The following is a 22,397-nucleotide window of genomic DNA, read 5'->3' as shown; positions in this document are numbered from 1 at the left end:
ACAAGCTGACCTGCGCATGCTGTTTTATCGTCAATCCCTGCCCTGCCGTTACCACTGGATTCTGCGCCCGGCAACTGATAGGCCAAACGCCAACACCCACACCACAAACCGCCCTCAAACAAATGCGCTTTCTGTGCTGCGCTACGGTAAAATGCTTGTTATCCCATTATGGAAGCACTGAAGCGCATGTTCGCTCATGAGCACAGATGAGGTTGGGCGCCCATTGCGCATCACCTGCGTAAAGCAATTCACCAGACGCCGCCTGCCATCTGCCTGCCTGTCAACGAACCAGCGCGCCGGTCTCGTATCCAACATTTTATTTTTATCGGTTTAATTTATGAGCAACGACAACAAAAATAAGGCAGCAGCAGCAGAAACCGCCGCACCCGTTTCCAATTTTTTACGCGCCATTATCGATAACGACAACGCCGCAGGCACTTACAAGCGCGATGGCATGCCAACCGTCATCACCCGCTTCCCGCCAGAACCCAACGGCTACCTGCACATCGGCCATGCCAAATCGATCTGCCTCAATTTCGGTTTAGCCCGCGATTACAACGGCGTTTGCCATCTGCGCTTTGACGATACCAATCCAGAAAAAGAAGATCAGGAATACGTCGATACCATCATGGACAGCGTCAAATGGCTGGGGTTTGACTGGCAAGCCTCCGCACAAAACGGCGGCGGCAATCACCTGTATTACGCCAGCAATTATTTCGACACTTTCTACGCGATTGCCGAATACCTGATCAATGCCGGTCATGCCTACGTCGATAGCCAAAGCCCTGAAGACATGGCAGCCAATCGTGGTGATTTCTCACGGCCAGGCGTGAACTCGCCTTTCCGCGATCGCACAGCCAGCGAATCGCTGGATTTATTCCGCCGCATGAAAGCCGGTGAATTTGCTGATGGCGCCCACATCCTGCGCGCCAAAATCGACATGGCGTCACCGAATATGAATATGCGCGACCCGGCAATCTACCGCATCCGCCACGCCCATCACCACAACACCGGCGACAAATGGTGCATCTACCCGATGTACGATTACGCACACCCGCTCGAAGACGCAATCGAAAACATCACGCACTCGATTTGTACTTTGGAATTCCAGGATCACCGTCCGTTCTACGACTGGATCATCGCCCGCGCAGCCGAAGGCGGTTTCTTCAAACAACCCGTACCACGCCAATACGAATTCGCGCGCCTGAACTTAACCTATGTCGTCACCAGCAAACGCAAACTGCGCCAGCTGGTAGAACAAAACATCGTCAGTGGTTGGGACGACCCGCGCATGCCTACCATTGTCGGCATCCGTCGCCGTGGCTACACACCAGAATCCATACAGCTTTTCTGCGAACGCATAGGCGTCACCCGCTCTGATGGCTGGATCGATTACAGCACGCTCGAAGGCTGCCTGCGTGAAGACCTCGACCCGAAAGCACCACGCGCCACCGCCGTGCTGCGCCCGTTGAAACTGATCATCGACAACTTCCCTGAAGGCGAAAATATTGCCTGCAGCGCCCCCGTTCACCCGCACCACCCGGAACGCGGCAACCGCGAATTCACCATCGGCAAAGAACTCTGGATAGAGCAGGAAGACTTCATGGAAGAACCCGTTAAAGGTTACTTCCGCCTGTTCCCCGGCAACAAAGTGCGCCTGCGTTACGGCTACGTCGTTGAATGCACCGGTTGCGATAAAGATGAAAACGGTAATGTGATTGCCGTGCATTGCAACTACTTCGCCGACAGCAAATCCGGCACCGAAGGCAGCGCGAATTACAAAGTCAAAGGCAACATCCACTGGGTCAACGCCGCCGATGCCCTTGAAGCCGAAGTCCGCCTGTACGATCGCCTGTTTACCGATGCAAACCCGGATGCAGGCGGCAAAGACTTCATGGCACTGCTCAATCCAAACGCATTAGAAATCGTCAAAGCCTACGTAGAACCAGGCATGAAAGACGTGACACCGGATACGCGTTTGCAATTTGAACGCCACGGCTATTTTGTCGCGGATCGTGTGGATTCTGTCGTGGGTAAGCCGGTGTTTAATAGGGTGACGACGTTGAAGGATAGTTGGGGGAAGTAATAGCAAATTGGTGATAGATTCAAATCATTTCATCTTTACGCGGAGAATAGCTTTACCCGCAAAATTTGACACTAAGAAAATAAATTAGGAGCATGTATGGCGAAAATATCAAGCGCGGAACTTGAAGGATTTGAAATAGACGACTCCATCGTTGTGCCTCCACCAGATATCGTGGCTTATAACGAACTACGTTCGTGTGCCGATTTAGTTCGTATGTATAGAGAAGGAATTCTCAATATTCAACCAGATTTCCAACGTGATGTTGTGTGGTCTCCACCGGCTAAAACACGCTTTATAGATTCATTAATCAAGCAATTACCTATTCCGAGTATGTGTTTCAGCTTGGACTACAAAACTCAAAAGTGGCAAGTAATTGATGGATTGCAACGTCTTTCAAGCATTATTGATTTTCTGAATCTGGATTCAGAATGGACACTGTCCAAATTGAAAGATGTTGATCCGCTTCTCTCAGGTGTTAAGGTCGAAGAATTCAGAAAACCGGAAAGCCCGCTGAAGACCTACTTGCAGCGCGTCGAAAACATGAGCATTCCAATCACAGTTCTCCGCTGTGATTATTCAAAGCCAGACCACACATCGTATCTGTTTACCGTATTTCATCGTCTCAATACTGGTGGTGTCCGATTAAACAACCAAGAAATCAGAAACTGCATTTATCAAGGATCTTTCAATGATTTATTAAAAATGCTGAACAAGAATAAAGACTGGATCAGCATAACAAAACAGAGCAAATCGTCCAGAACTCGATATGTATGGATTGAACAGATATTGCGTTTTTTTGGATTTATGGAAAGACTAGACAAGTATTCCGGGAGCTTATCTGGTTTTCTAAATGACTACATGGCAGATTTAAGAAATATATCAACCGATATTAGCGACCAAAAAACTGAAACATTTATCCGGACAGTTCGAATCGTGCAAAAGATAAAACAGGAACTTGCAGATTCTCAGTGGAGTAGAACGATACTAGAGGCTGTAATGCATGGCGTAGGAACAAATGTTTCCTCATTAGAAACGGTCAAAACAGAAGAGCTTCTTAAAAGGCTGGAAAAACTAAGGGACAGCCCTAGTTTTTCGTCGGATGAATTAAAAGATGATTTATCTAGGAAAGATAAAGTAGAAAATCGACTAAACGATGCCCAGAGGATTTTCTCGGGGAATTAGAATGCTACCAGTTCAAGATATCGACGATTCTCTCCTTGTTCTCTCGTCTCTATACGATGCAGCGTCGCGTTCGGGTTCGTCGTCCAAAATTGTAAATTTCTATTGCAAATTGGCGCTAATAGAACTATGTGGTTGGACAGAACAAGCGTTTGATGACCTTATCGTTGAATCGGCCCAAAGGAGCCTGTAAGAATTTCTGTGTGAACCGGGGTCATGAAATAATACCGAAAGGGATTTGCCATGACCGATACGATGACCACGAAAAAACCTCGCAAAAAGAAAGAACCATACGAGCAGTAATCGGGGCATGGCAAACTCGTGTTGGATCGGTGTGAAAACCTTAACAATACGAGTTTGCCTTTCTTTTTCAAAGGCTTACGTTCAAACGTCAACAGACCCTAGTGGCTGGACAAAAATTTTTTCATTTATGTTTAACGTGACTACAATCTATGACTCTAGAGTTGCTGCGTATATCAATTATATTTTAGTTAAATTTCACGACTCATTAACTGATGATGAAGACAAAAAGAAACTTGAAACAATAACTGAAAAGCTGCTTTCTTTTTCTGGAACGCAAGATCGTGCTCGATGTTTAAACCACGACCGCAGAGAGGCGTTGGGTATTAAATTAAAATCAAGTAACAACACGCAAAGCTTTGTTGCCAATAAGGTCGCCTCTTGGTTTCTTCGATATATCTGTACCTTAGAATATGGTAATCAAGAGCAAACTAATTTTAGGAAACTAGATAAAGCTATGTTTATGCTGGGTTTTGACATTAGCCAAATTGATAAAAATGCAGGCTTCAATAAAACACATAACAAGTCGCAGCAGTAAAACTATAAATTAGACCCGGCCATTTAAGTCGGAACTACCCATCACCGCCCCTCAATCAATACCTCATACCACACGGTCGGTTTATCCAGCCTCATATGAAAGCCGCCAGCGACACGGCTGATGTCGTTTGCGGCAATGGCGCTCAGGCGCTGGCCCTGGCCGTCGAGTGGGTAAATCTGAATTTTATGTGCCTTGCTCGGATAAAAAATGGTCGCAGCAACCCGTTCCTGCCAGACGGGGCCGATTGCGTCGCGCGGGCCTGAGGGTTTGCCAGCATTGCGGCTGTCCGGCTCCAGCGTCCACCATTGATGGTCACCGGCATACGGCACCAGTTTTTTTGGTCGGGTGGGTATTTCATCGGGCTGGCTGCCCATCGTTGCGCCGCTCAGGCTCAGCAAGACACGGCGCGATGCGCTTAAAGGCTTGCCGTCTCTGCTCATCGCCAGCATCACGCCAAACTGCCGCGTATTTTTGGCAAAAACGGGCGACATCCATTGTTCTGCGACAGGCTTATCCGTTGCCACACCAAACCCGGCAAACAGACCGCTATATGGCGTCGTGACGCGCAAATTCGGGCCATCAGCATGAAACTGCATAGCGCCACCAGCGGCAGACCAAACGGCTGGATTATCCGTTGACGATGCCTGGGTTTCTTCTTTCGACTGCGAGGCCTGCTCATTGTTCTCCGGCGCATCGCTGACGGTAATGCGTTTGGAAAAAGCCTCTTTGATATCGATGTTGCGTTTGCTTTTCAAATAGTCGGTGTACGCCGCAGACGAGACGCCATCGCCCAGCGCACCAAACAGTTGCCGCTGTTCTGCGCTGATGGGTATGCGCAACTGTTCGCGCAAAACCGGAATCTGAAAATAACGGAACATGGCGGCCGACATGCCCACCGTGGCAAGTTGCCCGCTCTGCCCGCTGAGGCCAAAACTATCCGGCAAGGCTTGCCAGCTATTGCCGTCGGCGTAGTGAAAGAAAAATAATCCATCCCAATCCTGCGCACTGGCGATCGCGGTCATGACGGGAATAATTTCTGCGCTTTGGCGATTCGGATACGCCTGATTAAATTCGCTGACCACAAATGGTTTTCTGGCATCGCGATAAAACGCCCTTTTCAACAAGGGTTCCCAGCCTTCACGCATGGCGGAATGATCGCGGATGCGCCAGTCATTTCTGTCCCAGGCCTGATGCGGGAAATCGTAATGATCGACATAAAAATGTTCATCGACGTAATCCATCTCTTGCTGAGCATCGGTATTCAGTAATCCGCCAAAGTACACTTGCGTGCCGGTCAGCGGCAGATTCGGGCCCACTTCTGCGCGTATCGCTTTGCGCATGGCATCCAGATATTGCTTATCCATCTTGACCAGAAAGCGGGTGAAATCCAGGACGCGACGACCGGCACCCTGCTCATGAATTTCATACTCTTGCTCAAAGAACGCAGACGAAGACCAACCTAATTTACTGGCAACACGCTGCAAAAAATACTTAAACCGCGCAAACCAGCCTTCGCCGTGCGCCAGAACACGCGCCTCATCACTTTTGACGAGTAAGGCACCTTGTTTGGTGAGACCGCAACTGCGCCAGAGTTCGCACGCCTGCTTCAGACTGCCATGCTGGCGCGTAATCCAGTGCTGCCATTGTTGCTGCAACAAACGTTCGTATTCGCCGGATAAACCATCGAGTTCTTTGCGCTGCCACGCGCCTGCCAGCGAGGATTCGTTATTAATTTCTATCATGGCCAGCGCGGGGTCATCATTGAGCTGCAAACGCCGGATCAACTGCTGCGCATATTCGACTTGCAACGCGATCATGCGCGGTTCGAATACGTGCAGCGGGTGGCTCGCGTAAGGCATGGTTTCACCCGGCAACATCGGCGTCAGCCGGTCAACTGCATAACGAAAGGTATAGCCGACATGCAGATTCAGATTAACGTAAATACCTTCTTGCCTGAGCGCTTCGATCAGGGTATGCAAGCGCTGCAAAGCAACCGGATTAAAGCTGGGAAACGCACCGCTGTTTAATATGCCCTGCGGCTGTACGTCGCTATCGCTCAGCACAGAATCGAGATGGTGTAATCTGACTGCGTTAAAACCCAGACGCCGCAAACGCCGTGCGATTTTCGGGGCATCTTCTTCCGGTGGAAAATTCGCAGCACCGCTGAGGCTGATACCGAACAGGCGTATGCGCTGATCATCTGCGGTATTGATTTTGTTGTCGGCACCGATGCGATAAAAGTGTGCCTGTTTCACAAACAAACGATCGCTGTGCGTCAGCGGATTATTCATCGCACTGAAATCCGTCACCGCAGAGAGCTGATCTTCATTCACGCTGAACGGAAACCACTCTGCATCTGCGGCAAAGACAGGACTTGCCTGAATAGAAAACACGGCAAGCGCCAGTGTTAACTGAAAAGTCAGTGAGCGCCAGGCGTGTTTGGCCAAAAGCAGAAAATAGTTCATGAAATAAATCGCGACAACAGAGCAAGACATTAGAATATCGCACAAACAAATGACAAAGATATGAGTCAATGACAATTCCGCCGGTTTCAGAACAATTTAAGCCCATGCAAGACTATGAAATCCTGCTCATCAGAGCAATGGTGGTCTTATTTGCGGTCTTTTCTTTGCTGCCTTACGGTATTTCCTGGGATTATGTTGGCACATCTTCCTTGACGATGGAAGGCTCGCTGACGACAAAATTAGAATGGGGCAGTCTGTTTCTGGTTGCCTTGTTCGTCATATCAAAACATCTGCCGGAGGTGTTGAAAGACCTGCGTGCTTTGAATCCTTTTCTGGTGCTGGTACTGATCTGGTGCGTGCTGTCGAGTATCTGGTCGCCCTTACCTGCTGTCACATTCAAACGGGCAATACAACTTTACGGCATCGTTCTGATCGGTCTCAGCATACAGCTTGCACCACGCCCTTTGTATCTGATTGTGAATTGTTTAATTTATACGTTGATGAGCATGCTGGCACTCTCACTGGTGATGGCGGTGGCCGTGCCCAGCATAGGTATTGATTATGAACTGGGGGGCGCGTGGCGTGGCGCACTCTCACAAAAAAATGAATTAGGCCAGGTTGCCGCGATGTCTATCTTGTTGTGGCAAGTAAAAGCATGTTTGGAAAAGGTCGATTTCAAGCTGCTGTTATTCGTGATTCTGTTCAGTTTTTTTATGCTGGTGATGAGTAAGAGTTCAACCAGCATGATCATTACTTTATCGACCAGCGCTATTTTTCATTTACTCAGAAAACGCCGCTTGAGTTCTGATTACTCGATCACCCGCGTGCTGCTGAGTCTGCTTTGCGTGTGTCTGGTTGCGGTCTATATTTTTTATATGCAGGAATCGCGCTTTCCGACCTGGCCGGAAATCTCTGCGCCGATCGCAAGTATTTTCGGCAAAGGCTCGGATCTGACCGGGCGCACTGATATCTGGGACTTGGTCTGGCTGGAAATTGAGCGGCACTGGGTGCTTGGGCTGGGTTACGGCGCTTTCTGGTTAGGGCCGGACAGTCTCTCGCAATTCGTGATTGACGCGCTGAACTGGATTCCCCTGCAATCGCACAACGGCTATCTCGATATCTTAAATGAACAAGGGCTGACAGGACTGACGCTCTGTATATTAACTTTACTGGTGCAGATCAGAATGCTGGTTCTGCTATCACATAAAGACAGAACACAAGCCGCATTCTGGAGCGCGATGTTGCTGGTTGTGGTGGTGACGAATTTTACGGAAAGCAGTCTGTTCCGCGGATTCGGTTTTCAGAATGTATTTTTTATCTTTGCACTGGTCGCGGTCACATCGTCCACACGCAGGCTGAATCAGAATGAAGAGCATCCTGATGCAGAAACGGAATCAGCATCAAATCAGGCTACTGTTTCTTAATGTGTAAACCGGCGCCCCAAGCGCAGAAACGGAGTTTCCACCCAACGACACGACAAGTCTGCAAGAATGAACGAGAGCACGATCATCATTGGAAATTTCACCGCAAAACTGAGATCAGGCAGCCACATGGTGATGATGCCAAAAACCAGCCAGTGATACAGGTAAAGCGAATAACTGACGCGCCCGATATACACAAATACCGGCGTACTCAGGATGCGACTAGCCAAGGAGGTATTCAAAACCAATGCCGGAAACAGGCACATTAAAGCGACACCCTGTATCGAGTAACGAAAACTTTCGCGGAAATTTTCGTCACGAAACAACAGCGACAACAGCATTAACGCAGCACCAGCGATGATCACTTTCTTTTGACTGAAAAATTCTAAGGCCCACTCTGTCCGTGCGAGTAAAAACGCAAAACAGGTGCCGTACACGATCGAATCTGCGCGGGTATCGGTCGCTTTGTAAATACGGTAATGCGGCAAATTGTCGAGCCCGACGCCATAGACCAGATAGATGCGCCAGAGCAGCACGCCGATCAGCAGAGAAATTGCGACACGATAAAAGCGCTTGGGTACGGCAATTACCGCAAGAAAAAATACCGGGAAGATCATGTAGAAATGTTCTTCGACCGCCAGTGACCAGGTAATCGACAAAGGCGGCGGCAACACTTCGCCACTGAAGCCAATAAAGATACCAAAATAGTTCGCAAAATAAAAAAATACCGAACTCAGCTCTGTCCACGTCCAGTCAACATGAGCTAACTGCATCGTGATGAGTGAGAGAACAACAAATACGATCAATGCTGGCATCAGGCGGAAAAAGCGCCGTATATAAAACTTCTTAATGCTGATCGTACCCGTCTTATCCCACTCGGCAATCATCAGGCGGGTAATGATAAAGCCGCTGATAAAGAAAAAAATCGTGACGCCTAAACCGCCGGGAACGATGTGCCCCAGCCAGGCATGTGACACCAGCACCAGCAAGATTGATACGGCACGCAGGCCATCTAATGCCAGAAGCCGCTGTTGATACGAAGCACTCATAAGAAACCCGCTACTTTATTTTTTAACCACCGTAAGCCTCTGATACCTTGCCACGGAAATGGCTGAGCTTACCTAATTGAGAAGCTGCGACCCGCGCCCAATGAAACGCTTTCGGAGGAACGAACAGCATCAGTGCAATCACTAAAACTGACGCGATAGTCATCTGCACAAGCGCACGGAAAGACAACCAGAGCGCACGCCCTGAACGTGCCGACGGCGGGCACATTGCCAACTCTGTCCGCATAAACAATTGCCCGGTGCGAAACGATCTTTGCAACAACCATCTTGCCCTGGCACGATCCACAGGCACAAATTCAAGCGCCGGTGCATCGTCACACCAGACCATGCGGCTACCGGACGCATCAAGACGACGGAATAACATGGAATCCTCGCCACCAGTGCGGCCAAACGCCGGATCAAACGGCCCCTCCGTACCGCCTTGTGTCTGAGTTATCTGCGTAAGTACCGAGCGACGAACAAGCACATTGCCGCTACGGGCATCACGATGATCGATCACGGTTCCAGTCGCTAAACGACGCCGGTCAAAGTAGCCACCTTTTTTGATCCATTCAGGCACACCGTCCTGATATTCGGGCAACACCGGTGCAAACACGACGTCTGCTGCGTATTTTTTTTGCGCGCTGAACAAATTCAATAACCAGTCACGCCGGGGAAGCTCGTCATCATCGATCATGCATATCCATTCGCCACGAGAAGCGCGGATGGCTGCATTTCTTGCGAGGGAAATATTCGGCTGACTTAAATTCAGCACGATCAACTGATCGTGATGCTCTGCTTTAAATTCCGCCAATGCACTTGCTGCTGACTGTTGCGGGTCATTATCGACAACGACGACCTCAATCCGGCAATCCGGGATGTTCTGCGAAAAAACAGCAAATAATAAGCGGCGCAATAACTGAGGGCGACGAAAAGTACAAATACAGACGCTGACATCGATCATCTGGTGTATCGTCCGTAATTTAAGCCGTACGCCGGAAGAATGGCAGCCGGCGCAGGGCAGACAAGATGCTGACCCGCAGACCAGCGCCCGCCCGGGGTGAATACTGGTTGTATATCGTCCCTATCACATTCACACCCGCCGCCTGCATATCGCTTCTGGTCTGACGCAAATCGCTTAATTCGGTGACGTCCTTCTGCGCAACGAGCAAAGCATCGCCAATCTGATGAGCAACCATCTGGGCATCCGAACTTTCAGAAGCCGCACAAGTATCAAATACAAACGCGTCAAACTGGTCGTGGCATGATTCCAGCAAATCACGCAGTCTCGGAACCCGCAAGATTTCCAGAGGATTCGGCGCCCGAGGACCGGCGGGCAGAATGTGTAAATTCGGCATCAACGGAATCAGGGCATCATTGAGTGGTAGCCGGCCGACCAGGACCGACGACAGACCATCACGGATTCCCAGCGAAAACAGCTCGTGTAAATCGCCGGTACGCAAATCTGCATCGATCAGCAAGGTTTTTCGACCAACCTGCGACAACGCAATCGCAAGACTGGCAGCCATATACGTCTTACCCTCACCCGTGCCGGGACTGATCAGCGCAAATTTAATTTTTTCCTGCGCACCATATTTCAGCAATAATTCGCTCCGCAATCCACGGATTTCTTCTGATTCTTTAGAAAAAGGCGCATGAAAAAAACGCAGTTTCTTGTCTGCGCTACCGTTGTATAAATCCTTGCTGCCAGCACCAAATTGCTCACCCAGAGCGGAATCAATTTCAGCCTGACTCAGCAAACCCAGAGCCAGTGCCGCATCACCAAAACGCAATTTTTTTTCTCTCTGTTCGACAGATATCTGCTCAACCTGGGCTTCGGTCAGCAAGCCTTTCTGTAAAAATAACTCTCCAAGACGCCCGATTTTTGTTGCGCCTGATGGTGTCTCATTCAGTTCAGGCATGGGTCTTCCTCTCAGCAATACGACCGGCACTCTCATCTTTATCCAGCAGCTTTTCATAAAAGCCGACCTGCGCCATCACAGGAACATCGAATTCACGTTCAAGATCTTCGCGGCAACGTACTTTTCTGTGCATCAGCTCCAGTAAAAACGCCAGACTAAAACCCAGCATCAGTCCGGCGATCAGACCAAAAATAAGATTATTTTTCAACAAAGGTTTCGCATGTCTTTCCGGCAGCTCAGCCCATTGCATGACTGTCGCATTTGAGATTACAACGTTACTCGTCATCAGCAATTCATCAAATTTCTGTATCGCCGCGTTATAAACTTTCTGAACACTGTCCAATTGACGCTGATAAGAACTGATGACATCGCGGTGTTTTTTATTTTCAAATGTTTTTTTCTGATAGGCAGCTAATTCCGCTTCCATCACTTTTTCCTGCTGCGCCAGTCTGCTCTCGACAACCAACTGGGATTGCAAAGCAGTGCCGGACTCTTTTTCCAGCTTATCCATCAGCGCTTTTCGCTCATCCTGAATCGCGATGTAACGGGGATGTCTTGCACCGAGCGTGGTCTTCGCATTTGCCAGTTGCGTATCGAGAGAAATCAGAGCTGCCTTCAGGCCGGATATATGACCGATACCGGCAATTTCAGGTATATCAGAATTAAGATTACCCTGTTTCAGCAACTTTTCTAAAGATTGCCGTTTGGCCTGTGCCTCAAGCTTTTGCAACTGAGTTTCCATCAGTTTCGCGCTCAATGCAGCCATCTGACGGGATTCCAGATCAGCACGCTCATCTACATCAACAATCTGGAATTCTTCCTGATATGCCGTCAGTTTTTTTTGCAATTCATCCATCTGCCGGCTTAAAGTCTCCAATTGCGCGTTGTACTGATCTTTGCGCGCGCGTGCCGGTGCATTCATCATTTCTAATGAAAGATCAATATAGGATTTCACCACTGCATTCACGACTTCTTTTGCATGCTGAGGAGTGCCGGCAGAATACTGTATCCCGATCACGCGACTGTTCTTGTGCGGGGCAACGTCGATATTTTTTGCGATTGACTCTGCCAGCGCACGCAAGCCGCCCTGCTCACCGTATCGGGCAATCAGGCGCCGGCTTTCGTCAGAATCCTGCAGGTGCAACTGGGCAATCACGCGCTCTGCCACTTGCACACTTTTAATCACATCAAACTGAGTTTGCAGATAACTTTCATCCTGCAAAGGATGAAACTGGCGGCCGCCGATAGGATCATTGACACGGTAATCAATAAAAATATCAGCCGTCGCAACATAAGTTTTGGGCAGTAAAACGCTGGTAATTCCTGCACCAACGACGGCGATCGCCGCCACGATGAAAATCAAATAGCGCCTGGCACGCAGCATCGCGCCGATCTGGGTAAATGACAGGATCAACTCAACCGAAGGATTTTTCGTCTTAGTCATTAAAAAATCCGTTCTTTGATCATGACCACGTCCCCTGGCAATACCGGATCGGAAATTTTTGCCGGAATCTCTTTCAGTTCTCCATTCTCTGATTTCCGGTGAATGATGATCCGCGAAGCGGAACCACGATCAGTAATGCCGCCACCGATAGACAAGACGCGCACGACATTCAGATCATCTTCCATCGGATACATACCTGGCCGGCGGACTTCACCGTACACATAGAAATTCTTTTGCTGCCCAACAATCAGCACATCGTTCGGAAGAATTTTTTGCATGAGGCTGTCATTACTTTTCTCATCGTCAAAATCCAGCTTCAGAGAAGTAAATTCGCGCAACTCATTCTGTCCGCCCTGATTTGCGCGGCGTAATACCCGCAGATGTTTGTCCGCTCTGGGAGTCACCCCACCCGCGAGACTCAGTGCTTCGACGATACTCATCTGTCCTTGCAGCGGGAAACGCCCCGGACGCAGCACTTCACCAATCACGGAAAAACTGCGACTGATCTGCTGATTGATTTTGACCGATACTTTGGGATTGAGTAAATATTGCCCTTGCTCGAGTTTGCCGGAAAAAATACTGGCAACCTCATTGGCAGTTTTTCCTTTGATGCTGATCGTCCCCACCAGAGGCAAAGTAATCATCCCGGTCGGGCCAACAATCACATCAGCACTCAGATCAGGTTGCCCGAATACGGTAATCAGCAACTGGTCGCCTTCACCGACCAGATCTGAAGAAGATTCAACTGCAGATGCAGTAGGCTGTTCCTCTCCGGCGGCAGGCGTTTTCTCCGGAGGTAAATTGGATAATTTGTTTTCAAACTTCAGTCTTGCGCTGATACCCTGCTCAGCCTCCTGCGCAACAACATTCGCAAATATTGAAATCAGCAGAATTCCAGCGCATAGGCGCCCGAAAAATCCTGTATTGAATTTCAAAATAGAAGTAAAAATCATTTAAACCTGAACTGAGAGAGAAAACGGTTTTATTTTATCTTGCCAGAGTAAATAAAGATGCAAATTTTTGTCATAGACACAAAATATCGTGAGTTTAAAATCCCTCGTCAACTGCAGCGACTGAAAACACAAACATAACAATTATTAACCATTAACAATTGTTAGCGCGACACTTGCTACGTTAATATTGCACAAAATGAATGAAAGCAAATTATGGTGCCATCCTCAACAGAGCAAGTCCCGCAGCATTCCCTTTTCGATACAAATACCAGTGCCGGCTCAGTCAGCTACAAGACCGTACCATTGGTCATCATCGCGCCTGTCCGCGACGAAGCAGATTTAATCCGTTTAACGTTGGACTCGATGGTGCGTCAGACCATACGTCCTGTTGAGTGGATCATCGTCGATGACGGATCACAAGATGCAACACCAGACATCGTTCGTGAATATGCAGAAAAATATGATTTCATCCGTCTGGTGCAAAGACCAGACCGGGGATTCCGCAAAGTCGGCGGCGGCGTGGTTGCCGCTTTCAAGTACGGCGTATCGCAGATCAAACACCAGGATTATGAATACATCGCGAAATTGGATGGCGACATGTCGTTCGGCCCGCGCTACCTCGAGCTGATGTTTGATCAGTTTGCAAAGGATGAAAAATTAGCCGCCGTTTCCGGCAAAGTCTTTCGCGAAGAAGGCAGTCAGAAAATCGAAGAAATCATCATCGACGAACATGTTGCAGGTCAGTTCAAGCTTTACCGGCGGTCGGCTTTCGAGCAGATCGGAGGATTTGTCGAAGAAGTATTGTGGGACGGAATCGATGTGCACACCGCCAGAATGAAGGGATGGAATACGCTGAGTTTTTATCATCCGGAAGCGATTCTGATGCATCACAGGCTGATGGGGTCGTCAGATAAAAATGTGTATCGTGGTCGTCTGCGCTGGGGCCGGGGAATCTGGTTTATGGGGTACCACCCACTATATGCAATTGCGTCCGGGGTCTTCAGGATGCGCGAAAAGCCCTTTATTATCGGCGGTTTGCTGATTATTGCCGGCTATCTGCAGGCAGCATTGAAGAATGCGCCCAGATACGACAATCCGGAATTCAGGAAACACCTGCATCAATGGCAACTGGCACAAATCAAAAATTTATTTTTCAAAAGTAAAACCAGATAAAAGATTCAGCACTTATGTTTAATTCTTACTCGCATGCTAGCTCATCGCAACCGGCACATCTGCTTTCTGTGCTGACGGGGATAGCATTCGGTAGCGCGGTCTGTGCCACGCTGTTTGCCATTCTGCATCATGTAGAGGGAACCGATCCGGATGTGTTTGGTATCCGTATCCTTATTGCCGGCTTCACCAGCACCATCGTATTTTCGAGCCACCAGTTACTTAACTCACTTCAGGCCAAAGATGCGCTCCCTTTATTTCCTAAACTGAGCTGGCGCTGGTTTATCGTCTTTATGGTTGTGTTACTGACCGCGTATATCGACAAAGCATCAGAACAACTCTCCCGTAAAGTCATGTTCTTGTGGCTGGTGATAACCCCCTTTGTTCTGATGACCGTTGCGATGCTGATACGGTCGCTTGCCAAAGCTTATTATTCCAATCCCGCTCGTCGCAGAAAAGCGGTGCTGATCTGGTCAAATTCAGCTTCTTCATCTTTGGTACGGGCGTTAAGAGATTCACCTCTGGCTGCAATTGATCTGATCGGTTTTTTTGACAACAGGAATGAGTTTCGTCCACCGATTGATCTGAAAAAACTGGGTAATATCGAAGACGCGGTGAACTGGATCGTTGATCAGGAAACCGGAAAAATGAATGTCGACATCGTTTTTATAGGGATGAGCAGCAAAGAATCCCCGGAACTCGAGGAAATTATTGAGGTTCTGTATGACAGCACAGCGACGACCTATTTTGTTCCGGAGTCCTTAATTTTCGGCATGCCGGGCATACAGCTGCGTGAATTGGCAGGTCAGCCAGTTCTGGCATCCACTGAAACGCCATTTATCGGGCTCGCCGCGCTCCCCAAAAGGATACTGGATTTTACCGGCGCTCTGATCGGCCTGATTTTACTGGCCCCCGTTTTCCTGGCGATTGCCATCGGCGTACGCCTCAGTTCACCCGGCCCTGTCTTTTTCAAACAAGTGCGCTACGGTATTGCAGGACGACCGATCAACGTCTATAAATTTCGCAGTATGAAGGCAGCACCGAAAGATGTTCCGGTCATTCAGGCCAAAGTCGGTGATTCCAGAGTAACTAAATTTGGCAGCTTTATCAGGAAAACATCGCTCGATGAATTGCCGCAGTTGTTTAATGTACTGAAAGGTGAGATGAGTCTGGTTGGACCGCGGCCCCATGCCGTTGAGCACAATGAACTCTACAGAAAGCTAGTGACTGGCTACATGTTCCGCCATAAGATCAAACCGGGAATCACTGGCTGGGCACAAGTCAACGGACTCAGGGGAGAAACAGAAACGCTGGAAAAAATGCAGGCCCGCGTTGATTACGATCTTTATTATATGCAGCACTGGTCGGTCTGGCTGGATATCGTCATCATCTGGCGTACGCTGAAAGTCGTTTTTGGCGACAAAAATGCTTATTGAGTGGTCTTTGTAAGGTCTTATTTTTTAGCATTCTTCCATGTGCGGAAAACTTTCCCCAAAGAGGATTCTTTCAGACGCATCCGGGCCGAGAAGTACGCACCCTGCGTCTGACTGATAACGGCCGGCACAGACGCTGCCCCCTCGCAAAGAGGTATAAATCCGGTTGCAAAACGCTGCTTATATGCCTGCTCTCCGCGACCAAGATCAATCAGTTCAATCTGATGCGCCTGCGCCTCTCTGGCACAAAATGCCAGCAAAATCAGACCCGGTGAAAACTCGGCATAATCCGTGTCATACCACGGAAACCAATAATGCATAACCTTGCCGCAACGCATACCAAAATGGGCGGCGACCATCTTGTCGCCTGCATACAGGCTTGACAATATCCCGCCAAAATCGGGGCCACTCTGCGAAAAAATGTGATGTACAACTTCACGTATCCAGGTGGTCGCAAAGATATCGTGTCCGGCTCCGAGTGTTCTGATAAATTGCGCCGATTTACCCGACAACAAAGCCTCAAATTCCGCCTTGCTTGCAGAATTCATAGTGAAAGACAGCGCACCACATTTCTTCGCAAGTCTGCGCTCATTGGTTTCAATTTTTTTGAACAAAGACGCATCACGCTTATCATTCAGACGTTGAGCATAGGCTGCAAAACCACCTTCCAGATTCAGTGTCAATGAACGGCTGTGACTCCAGGCATAAGCAGAAAAATCTGAGCGTTCCTGCGGCATATGATTAAAGCCCATGTATGCGACACCCATGGCTTTCAGCAGCTCGCCAACGGGCAATGAATTCTGAAAAGAACAGACCGGCCCCTGATAATCGGTAAGACCGCCGCCGATGACATCCGCTCGTAAACGATTTATTTTGTGATACGGCAAAAAACCCGTCACCTGCCCGGCATCTTCTATGACCAGAACACGCACGTCCGGCCTCGCAGCGGCGATGATCTGTGAATAGTGCGGATGATAATAAGGGCTGCCGTACACCGGAGATACCGACTGCAACTGCTCCCATTGCATCAGCAGAGCGGTATCTAATTCTGCGGCGATGATCTGACTAAACTTCATTTGTCTGCTCTTGTGTCAGAAAATATTCTTGCAGATTTTTTTGCAGACTCACTTCTATCACCTCTTCCACGAGTGCGGATAAACGGCTGCCTTGCACAGGTTCAAATACAAACACCTTATAAACGTCGGCCATTTTCAATAAAGACGGGTTCGCTACCATGGTCCACAGATCCCCGCCATCGCTGTTACGCGCCCACAGAGTTGAAGCTGGCCCGACGGCAGGTGATGATACCTGTGCCACCCACCCTGCTTCCAGCATACGCTGCAACAATCCTTCTATCTCATCCAGTCCGAACCTTGTTTGCGCACGGATCTGCGCCGCATTAACAATCGCGTTATCCGAACTGTGACGGGCAAAAAACAATACCTGCAATATTTTGATCGCATCTTCAAACGCGCTGCCGGGCGTCGGCACATGCCACCAGCGTTCGTATTTCACTATCGGCAGCGCTGCCGCAATCACCGCACCAATCAGAGTCACCAGCCACGAAAGATAAATCCAGATCAGGAAAATAGGCACGGCAGCCAGCGCGCCATAAACTACGGTATATGTAGAAAAATGGGTGATGAAGGCTGCAAAACCGCGTTTGGAAATTTCAAATACGCATGCCGCAAACAAACCACCCCAGGCAGCATCGCGCAGATTGACTTTGCGGTAAGGCACAGCCAGATACAATAAGGTGAACGCCCCCATTGTGAACACAATAGAAATCGAGGTGTAAAAAATTCCTCCGACAAACGGAACCGATTTCACAACACCGCTGGTCGCGGTGAATAAATAAGACGTCACAGAAATTGAAGCGCCGATCAGCAAAGGGCCCAGTGTGATAATCGCCCAGTACACCAGAATACGTTGAAAAACAGGACGAGACCGTTTGACCTGCCATATCTGATTAAATGTCTTGTCTATCATCGCCATCGTTGCGATCGCGGTGATCATCAGGGCAATACCACCCACAGCTGAAAGCCGGGTCGCTTTGGTTGCAAACTGAGTCAGATAGCCGAGGATAGTATTGGCAATCCCTTTCGGCATCAGATTCTGAATGAAATAGGCTTCCAGCGAAGTCCTGAAAGTATTAAACAGGGGGAACGCAGTGAATATGGCAAACGCAACAGTCAGAATCGGTACCAGTGCCAGTACCGTAGTAAACGTCAGGCTGCCTGCCACCTGTGACAACTGCCCTTCCCGCAATCGCTTGCGGGCAAACTGAAACAAATTCTGCAAATGCTTCCACAACGGTCCATGCATACATTTCTTAAATAAAAAATTACAAGTCCTCTATTTTACTGAGAGCGCCACAATAAAGCCCCATATAATAATAAATATGAACACAACTAACCTCACCCTACTCGTTTTATATTACTCACGCCACGGAAGCACGCGAAAAATGGCGGAATTTATCGCGCAGGGAATCGACAGCGTGCCCGGTTGCGATGCCAGATTGCGTACCGTACCATCGGTGTCGCCGACAACAGAAGCCAGCGAATCCGATATTCCCGTCAGCGGTGCACCGTATGTCGAACTCGTAGACCTGAAGGAATGTGCGGGCTTGGCGCTGGGATCACCGACGCGCTTCGGCAATATGGCGTCCGCAATGAAGTACTTCTGGGATGGCACTGCTGCCGACTGGCTGTCAGGAACACTGTGCGGAAAGCCAGCCTGCGTATTCACCAGTACCGGTAGTCTGCATGGAGGTCAGGAGTCAACTTTATTAAGTATGATGTTACCGCTGCTGCATCACGGCATGCTGATCACCGGTCTGCCGTACAGCGAAGCTGAACTGATGACGACATCCACCGGCGGCAGTCCTTATGGAGCGACGCACTGGTCCGGTCTGGATGGTAAAAACAGTATTTCCGAAGACAGCCGGCGCCTCGCGATCGCGCTGGGTCGTCGTCTGGCTGAAACGGCAGTCAAACTCAATACAAGATCATGATTACGGCGCGCCAGAAACAATTTCATCTGCTGGCTTGTCTCAGTCTGACTGCGTTGATTTTGCTGTGTATTTTATGGGAAGCCTGGCTGGCCCCCGTCAGGCCGGGCAGCTTCTGGCTCATACTGAAAGCATTACCTTTGTTCATTCCTTTACGTGGCGTTTTGCGCAAGGATAATTACACGATGCAATGGACGTCGATGCTGATCTGGCTGTATTTCACGGAAGGTATCGTCCGTGCCTACAGCGACATCAACCTGTTGTCAGTTAAACTTGCATGGATGGAAGTTATGCTCTCTGTCGCTTACGTCACCGGTGTTCTGGGTTACTTGCGTCCGATTAAAAAGGAAGCAAAAAAAGTGAGAAAGAATCAGAATGAATGAATTCATCCGCCAGTGTTGTAACGCCATTGGCAGTAGTCATGTTCTGACGGATAAAGACGAGACATTCGCGTACGAACAGGAATGGCGCCAACGCTTTACCGGAAATGCCCTTGCAGTATTAAGGCCAGCATCAACGCAAGAGGTTGCAGGGCTGATCACTCTTTGTAACACCTTCGGCGTGTCTGTCGTGCCACAAGGCGGCAACACCGGGCTGGTATTAGGCAGCGTTCCGGACAACAGCGGTAAGTCGGTCGTCATATCACTCAGGCGTTTAAACAAATTGCGTACGATTGATACGGCCAACAACACACTGACTGCTGAAGCCGGTTGCCTGCTCAGCGATATACAGCAAGCGGCGGCAAATGCCGACCGACTTTATCCTCTGTCGCTCGCATCGGAGGGAAGCTGCACTATCGGCGGCAATCTTTCAACGAATGCGGGTGGTACCGCCGTACTGCGTTATGGCAACGCACGTGATTTATGTCTCGGGCTGGAGGTCGTCACGGCAAACGGCGATATCTGGGATGGCTTGCGAGGATTACGTAAAGATAATACTGGTTACGATCTGCGTGATCTGTTTATCGGAGCTGAAGGAACTCTCGGCATCATTACCGCCGCGACCCTCAAATTGTATCCGGCACCATTAGCCAAGATGACTGCCATGGTGGCACTGGAAAGCCCGGAAGCCGCCTTATTATTACTGAATGAGGCGAGTAAAAAACTCGGCCCCACCCTGACCGGATTTGAATTTATTTCCAGGATTTGCCTGGAACTGGTGATCAAACATATCCCGCAACAGTCAGACCCGTTCACACAGCAATATCCGTATTACGTGCTGTTAGAAACCTCAGAGCATCAGTCAGCAGAACTCTCAGCGGCACTGATTAAAGACTTTCTGGAAACCCAGTTCAGTCTGGGACACATACACGATGCAGTCTTTGCAGAAAACATCAGTCAGGCGAAGGCCTTGTGGAGTCTGCGGGAAAACATCTCGGTGGCACAGGCCAAAGAAGGTAAAAATATCAAGCACGATATTTCTCTCCCGATTTCCAGTATCCCTGCCTTCATCGCAACAACGAATCAATTATTAGCACGACATTTCACCGGAAGCAGAGTAGTCTGTTTCGGCCACATGGGCGACGGTAATCTGCATTACAACATTTCACCTGCAACCGGGCAAGCGGCCGACGTGTTTATCGAGAACCAGCAAGCAGTTAACCGGCTGGTACACGATCAGGTTCATCATTTCCAGGGATCGATCTCAGCAGAACATGGACTCGGCGCGTTAAAGAAAGAAGAAATTCTACGTTATAAATCCCCCATCGAAATGAATCTGATGCGATTGATTAAGCAGGCTTTAGATCCTCATAATCTGATGAATCCGGGAAAAATTATCTGATCAGGGAGAAGTGATGAGACGTTTTCTGATGGCTTTGTTGCTCAGTAGCTCCTGCATTCAACATCTGTCTGCAGCCGAAGTTTATCAATGTGAAAGAGACGGGCGTATCCAATACAGCCAGACACCTTGTACGCCTGATCAAAAGACATTAGGAAAAAAAGTCACTCAGGATGCAACGGAGAACTCAAACGAAACACAGCATCATATTCAAAAATTAGCGCAGGATAAAAAAGAAGCAGCCAGATTAGAACGTGAGCGGCATAAAACAGAAGATAAACGAGACAAAGAATTCAGTCGGCAGGCAGCCAAAACAGAAAAGCAAAAAAGCCAATGCGACAGAGCACGTTTGCAAATAAAATGGGCTGAAGAAGATGCGCGTAACGCCTCCCCAAAATCCGAAGCGAAAGCGCGGCAAAAACTGAGGCGTACAAAAGAAAAAGCAGAACTCGCGTGTCAACAATAATCCGCATTCAGAACTCAGGACATAATTCGTTGCGGCGTGCCGCTTCGCTTATCAGCCAGTCCCGGAATGCCGCCAGTGGTGGCTGACTTGCGCACTCAGGCCGATATACCACGTAATAAGATAGTTCTGAATCAAACTGAATCTCTGGAAACAAGCGTAACAATCTTCCGGCGGCCAGGTCGTCATGCGCCATGATGCTGCGTGCCAGCGCCACACCACGACCTTCGATTGCTGCTTGCAGAACCGCTGCCGAGTTATTGATCTCCATCCCCCGCTCAGCGTTGATACCTGAGAGCTTTGCTATTGCAAACCACTTTTCCCAGGTCGGGAAGCCCGATTGACCGTCCATCGACAGGTCGTGAATCAGGGTCACAGAATTTAACCCTGCCAGCGAGTGCAAGCGTCGGTGTTTCCGTAAAAAACCGGGAGAGCAGACCGGAAAAATCTCCTCACCCATCAATTTCTCAGCAGTCAAGCCCGGCCAGGTACCAGCGCCGTAACGCACACCGACATCCACCCGTTGCGCAATGAAATCGACTGGTTTCAGATGCGTCTCCAGGCGTACATCAGTGTCGGGACAAATTGCCTGAAATCGCTCAAACCGCGGGAGCAGCCACTTAGCGGCAAATGCAGGACTCACGGTAACCGTCAGCAAATTGCGGGCCTCGTCTTCTTTCAGAAGTTCCATGCCCGAGGCCAGCTTATTCAGGCCGGCACGGATATCCGGCAACGCGCGCGCTGCGGCATCGGTCATCACAAGTCTGGCTTTACCGCTGGTGCTGCGGATAAACAATGGCTTTCCCAACCAGTCTTCCAGTCCCCTGACAAGTTGACCGACTGCTGCCGGAGTGACATTCAGTTCTTGCGCTGCCGCCGAAAAACTCTGGTGTCTGGCACTGGACTCAAAGGCGCGAAGCGCATTCAGATGGATGGGAAATTTCATAGCATTAAATATTTTCTTTCTCGGACAGATACTTTATCTGATTTGTTATCCGCCTGAAATCGATGAATAATCTTCTCCTGAGAGAGAGTAGTAAAAAAATTTACCATAGATTTTCTTTCATAGAGAACAAATCCCAGTGAACTGCTCACTGATCGTAAATAAAAGCGTCATTGTGCAGACAAAGAGACAACATAAATGCCCCCATACCAGTCTCTGCAATAGGTTGCCGTACGCACTTCTGG

19 protein-coding genes are annotated in these 22,397 nt (G+C 49.1%); 10 read left to right on the top strand and 9 right to left on the bottom strand.

Annotated features, from left to right (window positions below):
• Positions 1-337: 337 nt before the first annotated feature.
• The 3 genes from ACOTSW_RS08490 (at position 338) to ACOTSW_RS08480 (ending at position 4,103) form a co-directional block, all read left to right on the top strand.
• The gene (locus ACOTSW_RS08490; RefSeq protein ID WP_423682161.1) at positions 338-2,086 is read left to right on the top strand and encodes a glutamine--tRNA ligase/YqeY domain fusion protein; all 1,749 of its coding nucleotides are present in this window, start codon (positions 338-340) and stop codon (positions 2,084-2,086) included.
• Between the two features lie 96 nt (positions 2,087-2,182).
• Positions 2,183-3,268, top strand: a complete 1,086-nt coding sequence (locus ACOTSW_RS08485) for a DUF262 domain-containing protein (RefSeq protein WP_423682160.1) — start codon at positions 2,183-2,185, stop codon at positions 3,266-3,268.
• A gap of 331 nt (positions 3,269-3,599) precedes the next feature.
• Positions 3,600-4,103 carry a hypothetical protein gene (locus ACOTSW_RS08480; RefSeq protein ID WP_423682159.1) on the top strand — a complete coding sequence of 168 codons (504 nt, stop codon included), beginning with the start codon at positions 3,600-3,602 and terminating at the stop codon, positions 4,101-4,103.
• Between the two features lie 41 nt (positions 4,104-4,144).
• Here the strand turns inward: ACOTSW_RS08480 and ACOTSW_RS08475 are convergent, their stop codons facing one another.
• The gene (locus ACOTSW_RS08475; protein WP_423682158.1) at positions 4,145-6,568 is read right to left on the bottom strand and encodes a hypothetical protein; all 2,424 of its coding nucleotides are present in this window, start codon (positions 6,566-6,568) and stop codon (positions 4,145-4,147) included.
• 104 nt (positions 6,569-6,672) lie between these two features.
• Here ACOTSW_RS08475 and ACOTSW_RS08470 point away from each other — a divergent pair, with 104 nt between their 5' ends.
• Positions 6,673-7,992 carry an O-antigen ligase family protein gene (locus ACOTSW_RS08470; RefSeq protein ID WP_423682157.1) on the top strand — a complete coding sequence of 440 codons (1,320 nt, stop codon included), beginning with the start codon at positions 6,673-6,675 and terminating at the stop codon, positions 7,990-7,992.
• Here ACOTSW_RS08470 and ACOTSW_RS08465 read toward each other — a convergent pair.
• The 5 genes from ACOTSW_RS08465 to ACOTSW_RS08445 are packed head-to-tail and all read right to left on the bottom strand — an operon-like array spanning position 7,989 to position 13,336.
• Positions 7,989-9,038, bottom strand: a complete 1,050-nt coding sequence (locus ACOTSW_RS08465) for an acyltransferase family protein (protein WP_423682156.1) — start codon at positions 9,036-9,038, stop codon at positions 7,989-7,991. The genes ACOTSW_RS08470 and ACOTSW_RS08465 overlap by 4 nt on opposite strands.
• A gap of 22 nt (positions 9,039-9,060) precedes the next feature.
• Positions 9,061-9,999: a glycosyltransferase gene (locus tag ACOTSW_RS08460; RefSeq protein WP_423682155.1), complete on the bottom strand. Its 939-nt coding sequence runs from the start codon at positions 9,997-9,999 to the stop codon at positions 9,061-9,063.
• 19 nt (positions 10,000-10,018) lie between these two features.
• Positions 10,019-10,957, bottom strand: coding sequence for a polysaccharide biosynthesis tyrosine autokinase (locus ACOTSW_RS08455; RefSeq protein WP_423682154.1), 939 nt, complete (start codon positions 10,955-10,957; stop codon positions 10,019-10,021).
• Entirely contained in the window at positions 10,950-12,401 is a 1,452-nt protein-coding gene (locus ACOTSW_RS08450) for a Wzz/FepE/Etk N-terminal domain-containing protein (RefSeq protein WP_423682153.1), read from the bottom strand. The genes ACOTSW_RS08455 and ACOTSW_RS08450 overlap by 8 nt, the downstream gene beginning before the upstream one ends.
• A complete protein-coding gene (locus ACOTSW_RS08445) occupies positions 12,401-13,336 on the bottom strand; it encodes an SLBB domain-containing protein (RefSeq protein WP_423682151.1) in 936 nt (311 codons plus the stop codon). Before ACOTSW_RS08445 ends, ACOTSW_RS08450 begins: the two co-directional genes overlap by 1 nt.
• 234 nt (positions 13,337-13,570) lie before the next feature.
• Here ACOTSW_RS08445 and ACOTSW_RS08440 point away from each other — a divergent pair, with 234 nt between their 5' ends.
• Both ACOTSW_RS08440 and ACOTSW_RS08435 read left to right on the top strand, forming a co-directional pair.
• Entirely contained in the window at positions 13,571-14,527 is a 957-nt protein-coding gene (locus ACOTSW_RS08440; RefSeq protein WP_423682150.1) for a glycosyltransferase, read from the top strand.
• Between the two features lie 14 nt (positions 14,528-14,541).
• Positions 14,542-15,960, top strand: a complete 1,419-nt coding sequence (locus ACOTSW_RS08435; RefSeq protein ID WP_423682149.1) for an undecaprenyl-phosphate glucose phosphotransferase — start codon at positions 14,542-14,544, stop codon at positions 15,958-15,960.
• Positions 15,961-15,977: 17 nt separating this feature from the next.
• Here the strand turns inward: ACOTSW_RS08435 and ACOTSW_RS08430 are convergent, their stop codons facing one another.
• On the bottom strand, positions 15,978-17,033 hold the full coding sequence (locus ACOTSW_RS08430; RefSeq protein ID WP_423682148.1) for a GNAT family N-acetyltransferase: 1,056 nt from the start codon (positions 17,031-17,033) through the stop codon (positions 15,978-15,980).
• The gene (locus ACOTSW_RS08425; RefSeq protein WP_423682147.1) at positions 17,023-18,282 is read right to left on the bottom strand and encodes a YihY family inner membrane protein; all 1,260 of its coding nucleotides are present in this window, start codon (positions 18,280-18,282) and stop codon (positions 17,023-17,025) included. Before ACOTSW_RS08425 ends, ACOTSW_RS08430 begins: the two co-directional genes overlap by 11 nt.
• Before the next feature lie 76 nt (positions 18,283-18,358).
• Between ACOTSW_RS08425 and wrbA the strand changes: the two genes are divergently transcribed.
• From wrbA to ACOTSW_RS08405, 4 genes are read left to right on the top strand one after another with little or no spacing between them, the layout of a single operon-like run.
• Positions 18,359-18,970, top strand: a complete 612-nt coding sequence (gene wrbA, locus ACOTSW_RS08420; protein WP_423682146.1) for an NAD(P)H:quinone oxidoreductase — start codon at positions 18,359-18,361, stop codon at positions 18,968-18,970.
• Positions 18,967-19,350: a DUF2069 domain-containing protein gene (locus ACOTSW_RS08415; RefSeq protein ID WP_423682145.1), complete on the top strand. Its 384-nt coding sequence runs from the start codon at positions 18,967-18,969 to the stop codon at positions 19,348-19,350. The genes wrbA and ACOTSW_RS08415 overlap by 4 nt, the downstream gene beginning before the upstream one ends.
• Positions 19,343-20,749: an FAD-binding oxidoreductase gene (locus ACOTSW_RS08410; RefSeq protein ID WP_423682144.1), complete on the top strand. Its 1,407-nt coding sequence runs from the start codon at positions 19,343-19,345 to the stop codon at positions 20,747-20,749. The genes ACOTSW_RS08415 and ACOTSW_RS08410 overlap by 8 nt, the downstream gene beginning before the upstream one ends.
• A gap of 28 nt (positions 20,750-20,777) precedes the next feature.
• The gene (locus tag ACOTSW_RS08405) at positions 20,778-21,212 is read left to right on the top strand and encodes a DUF4124 domain-containing protein (protein WP_423682143.1); all 435 of its coding nucleotides are present in this window, start codon (positions 20,778-20,780) and stop codon (positions 21,210-21,212) included.
• Between the two features lie 7 nt (positions 21,213-21,219).
• On the opposite strand, the gene gcvA is transcribed toward ACOTSW_RS08405, so the two are convergent.
• Complete coding sequence (gcvA, locus tag ACOTSW_RS08400; RefSeq protein ID WP_423682142.1) at positions 21,220-22,155, bottom strand: transcriptional regulator GcvA; 936 nt, start codon at positions 22,153-22,155, stop codon at positions 21,220-21,222.
• Positions 22,156-22,397: the final 242 nt, after the last annotated feature.

This window comes from Undibacterium sp. WLHG33 (assembly GCF_049544815.1).
Classification (GTDB): domain Bacteria; phylum Pseudomonadota; class Gammaproteobacteria; order Burkholderiales; family Burkholderiaceae_D; genus Undibacterium.
The sequence above is the reverse complement of the archived record's forward strand: the minus strand, read 5'-3'. Positions and strand labels throughout refer to the sequence as shown.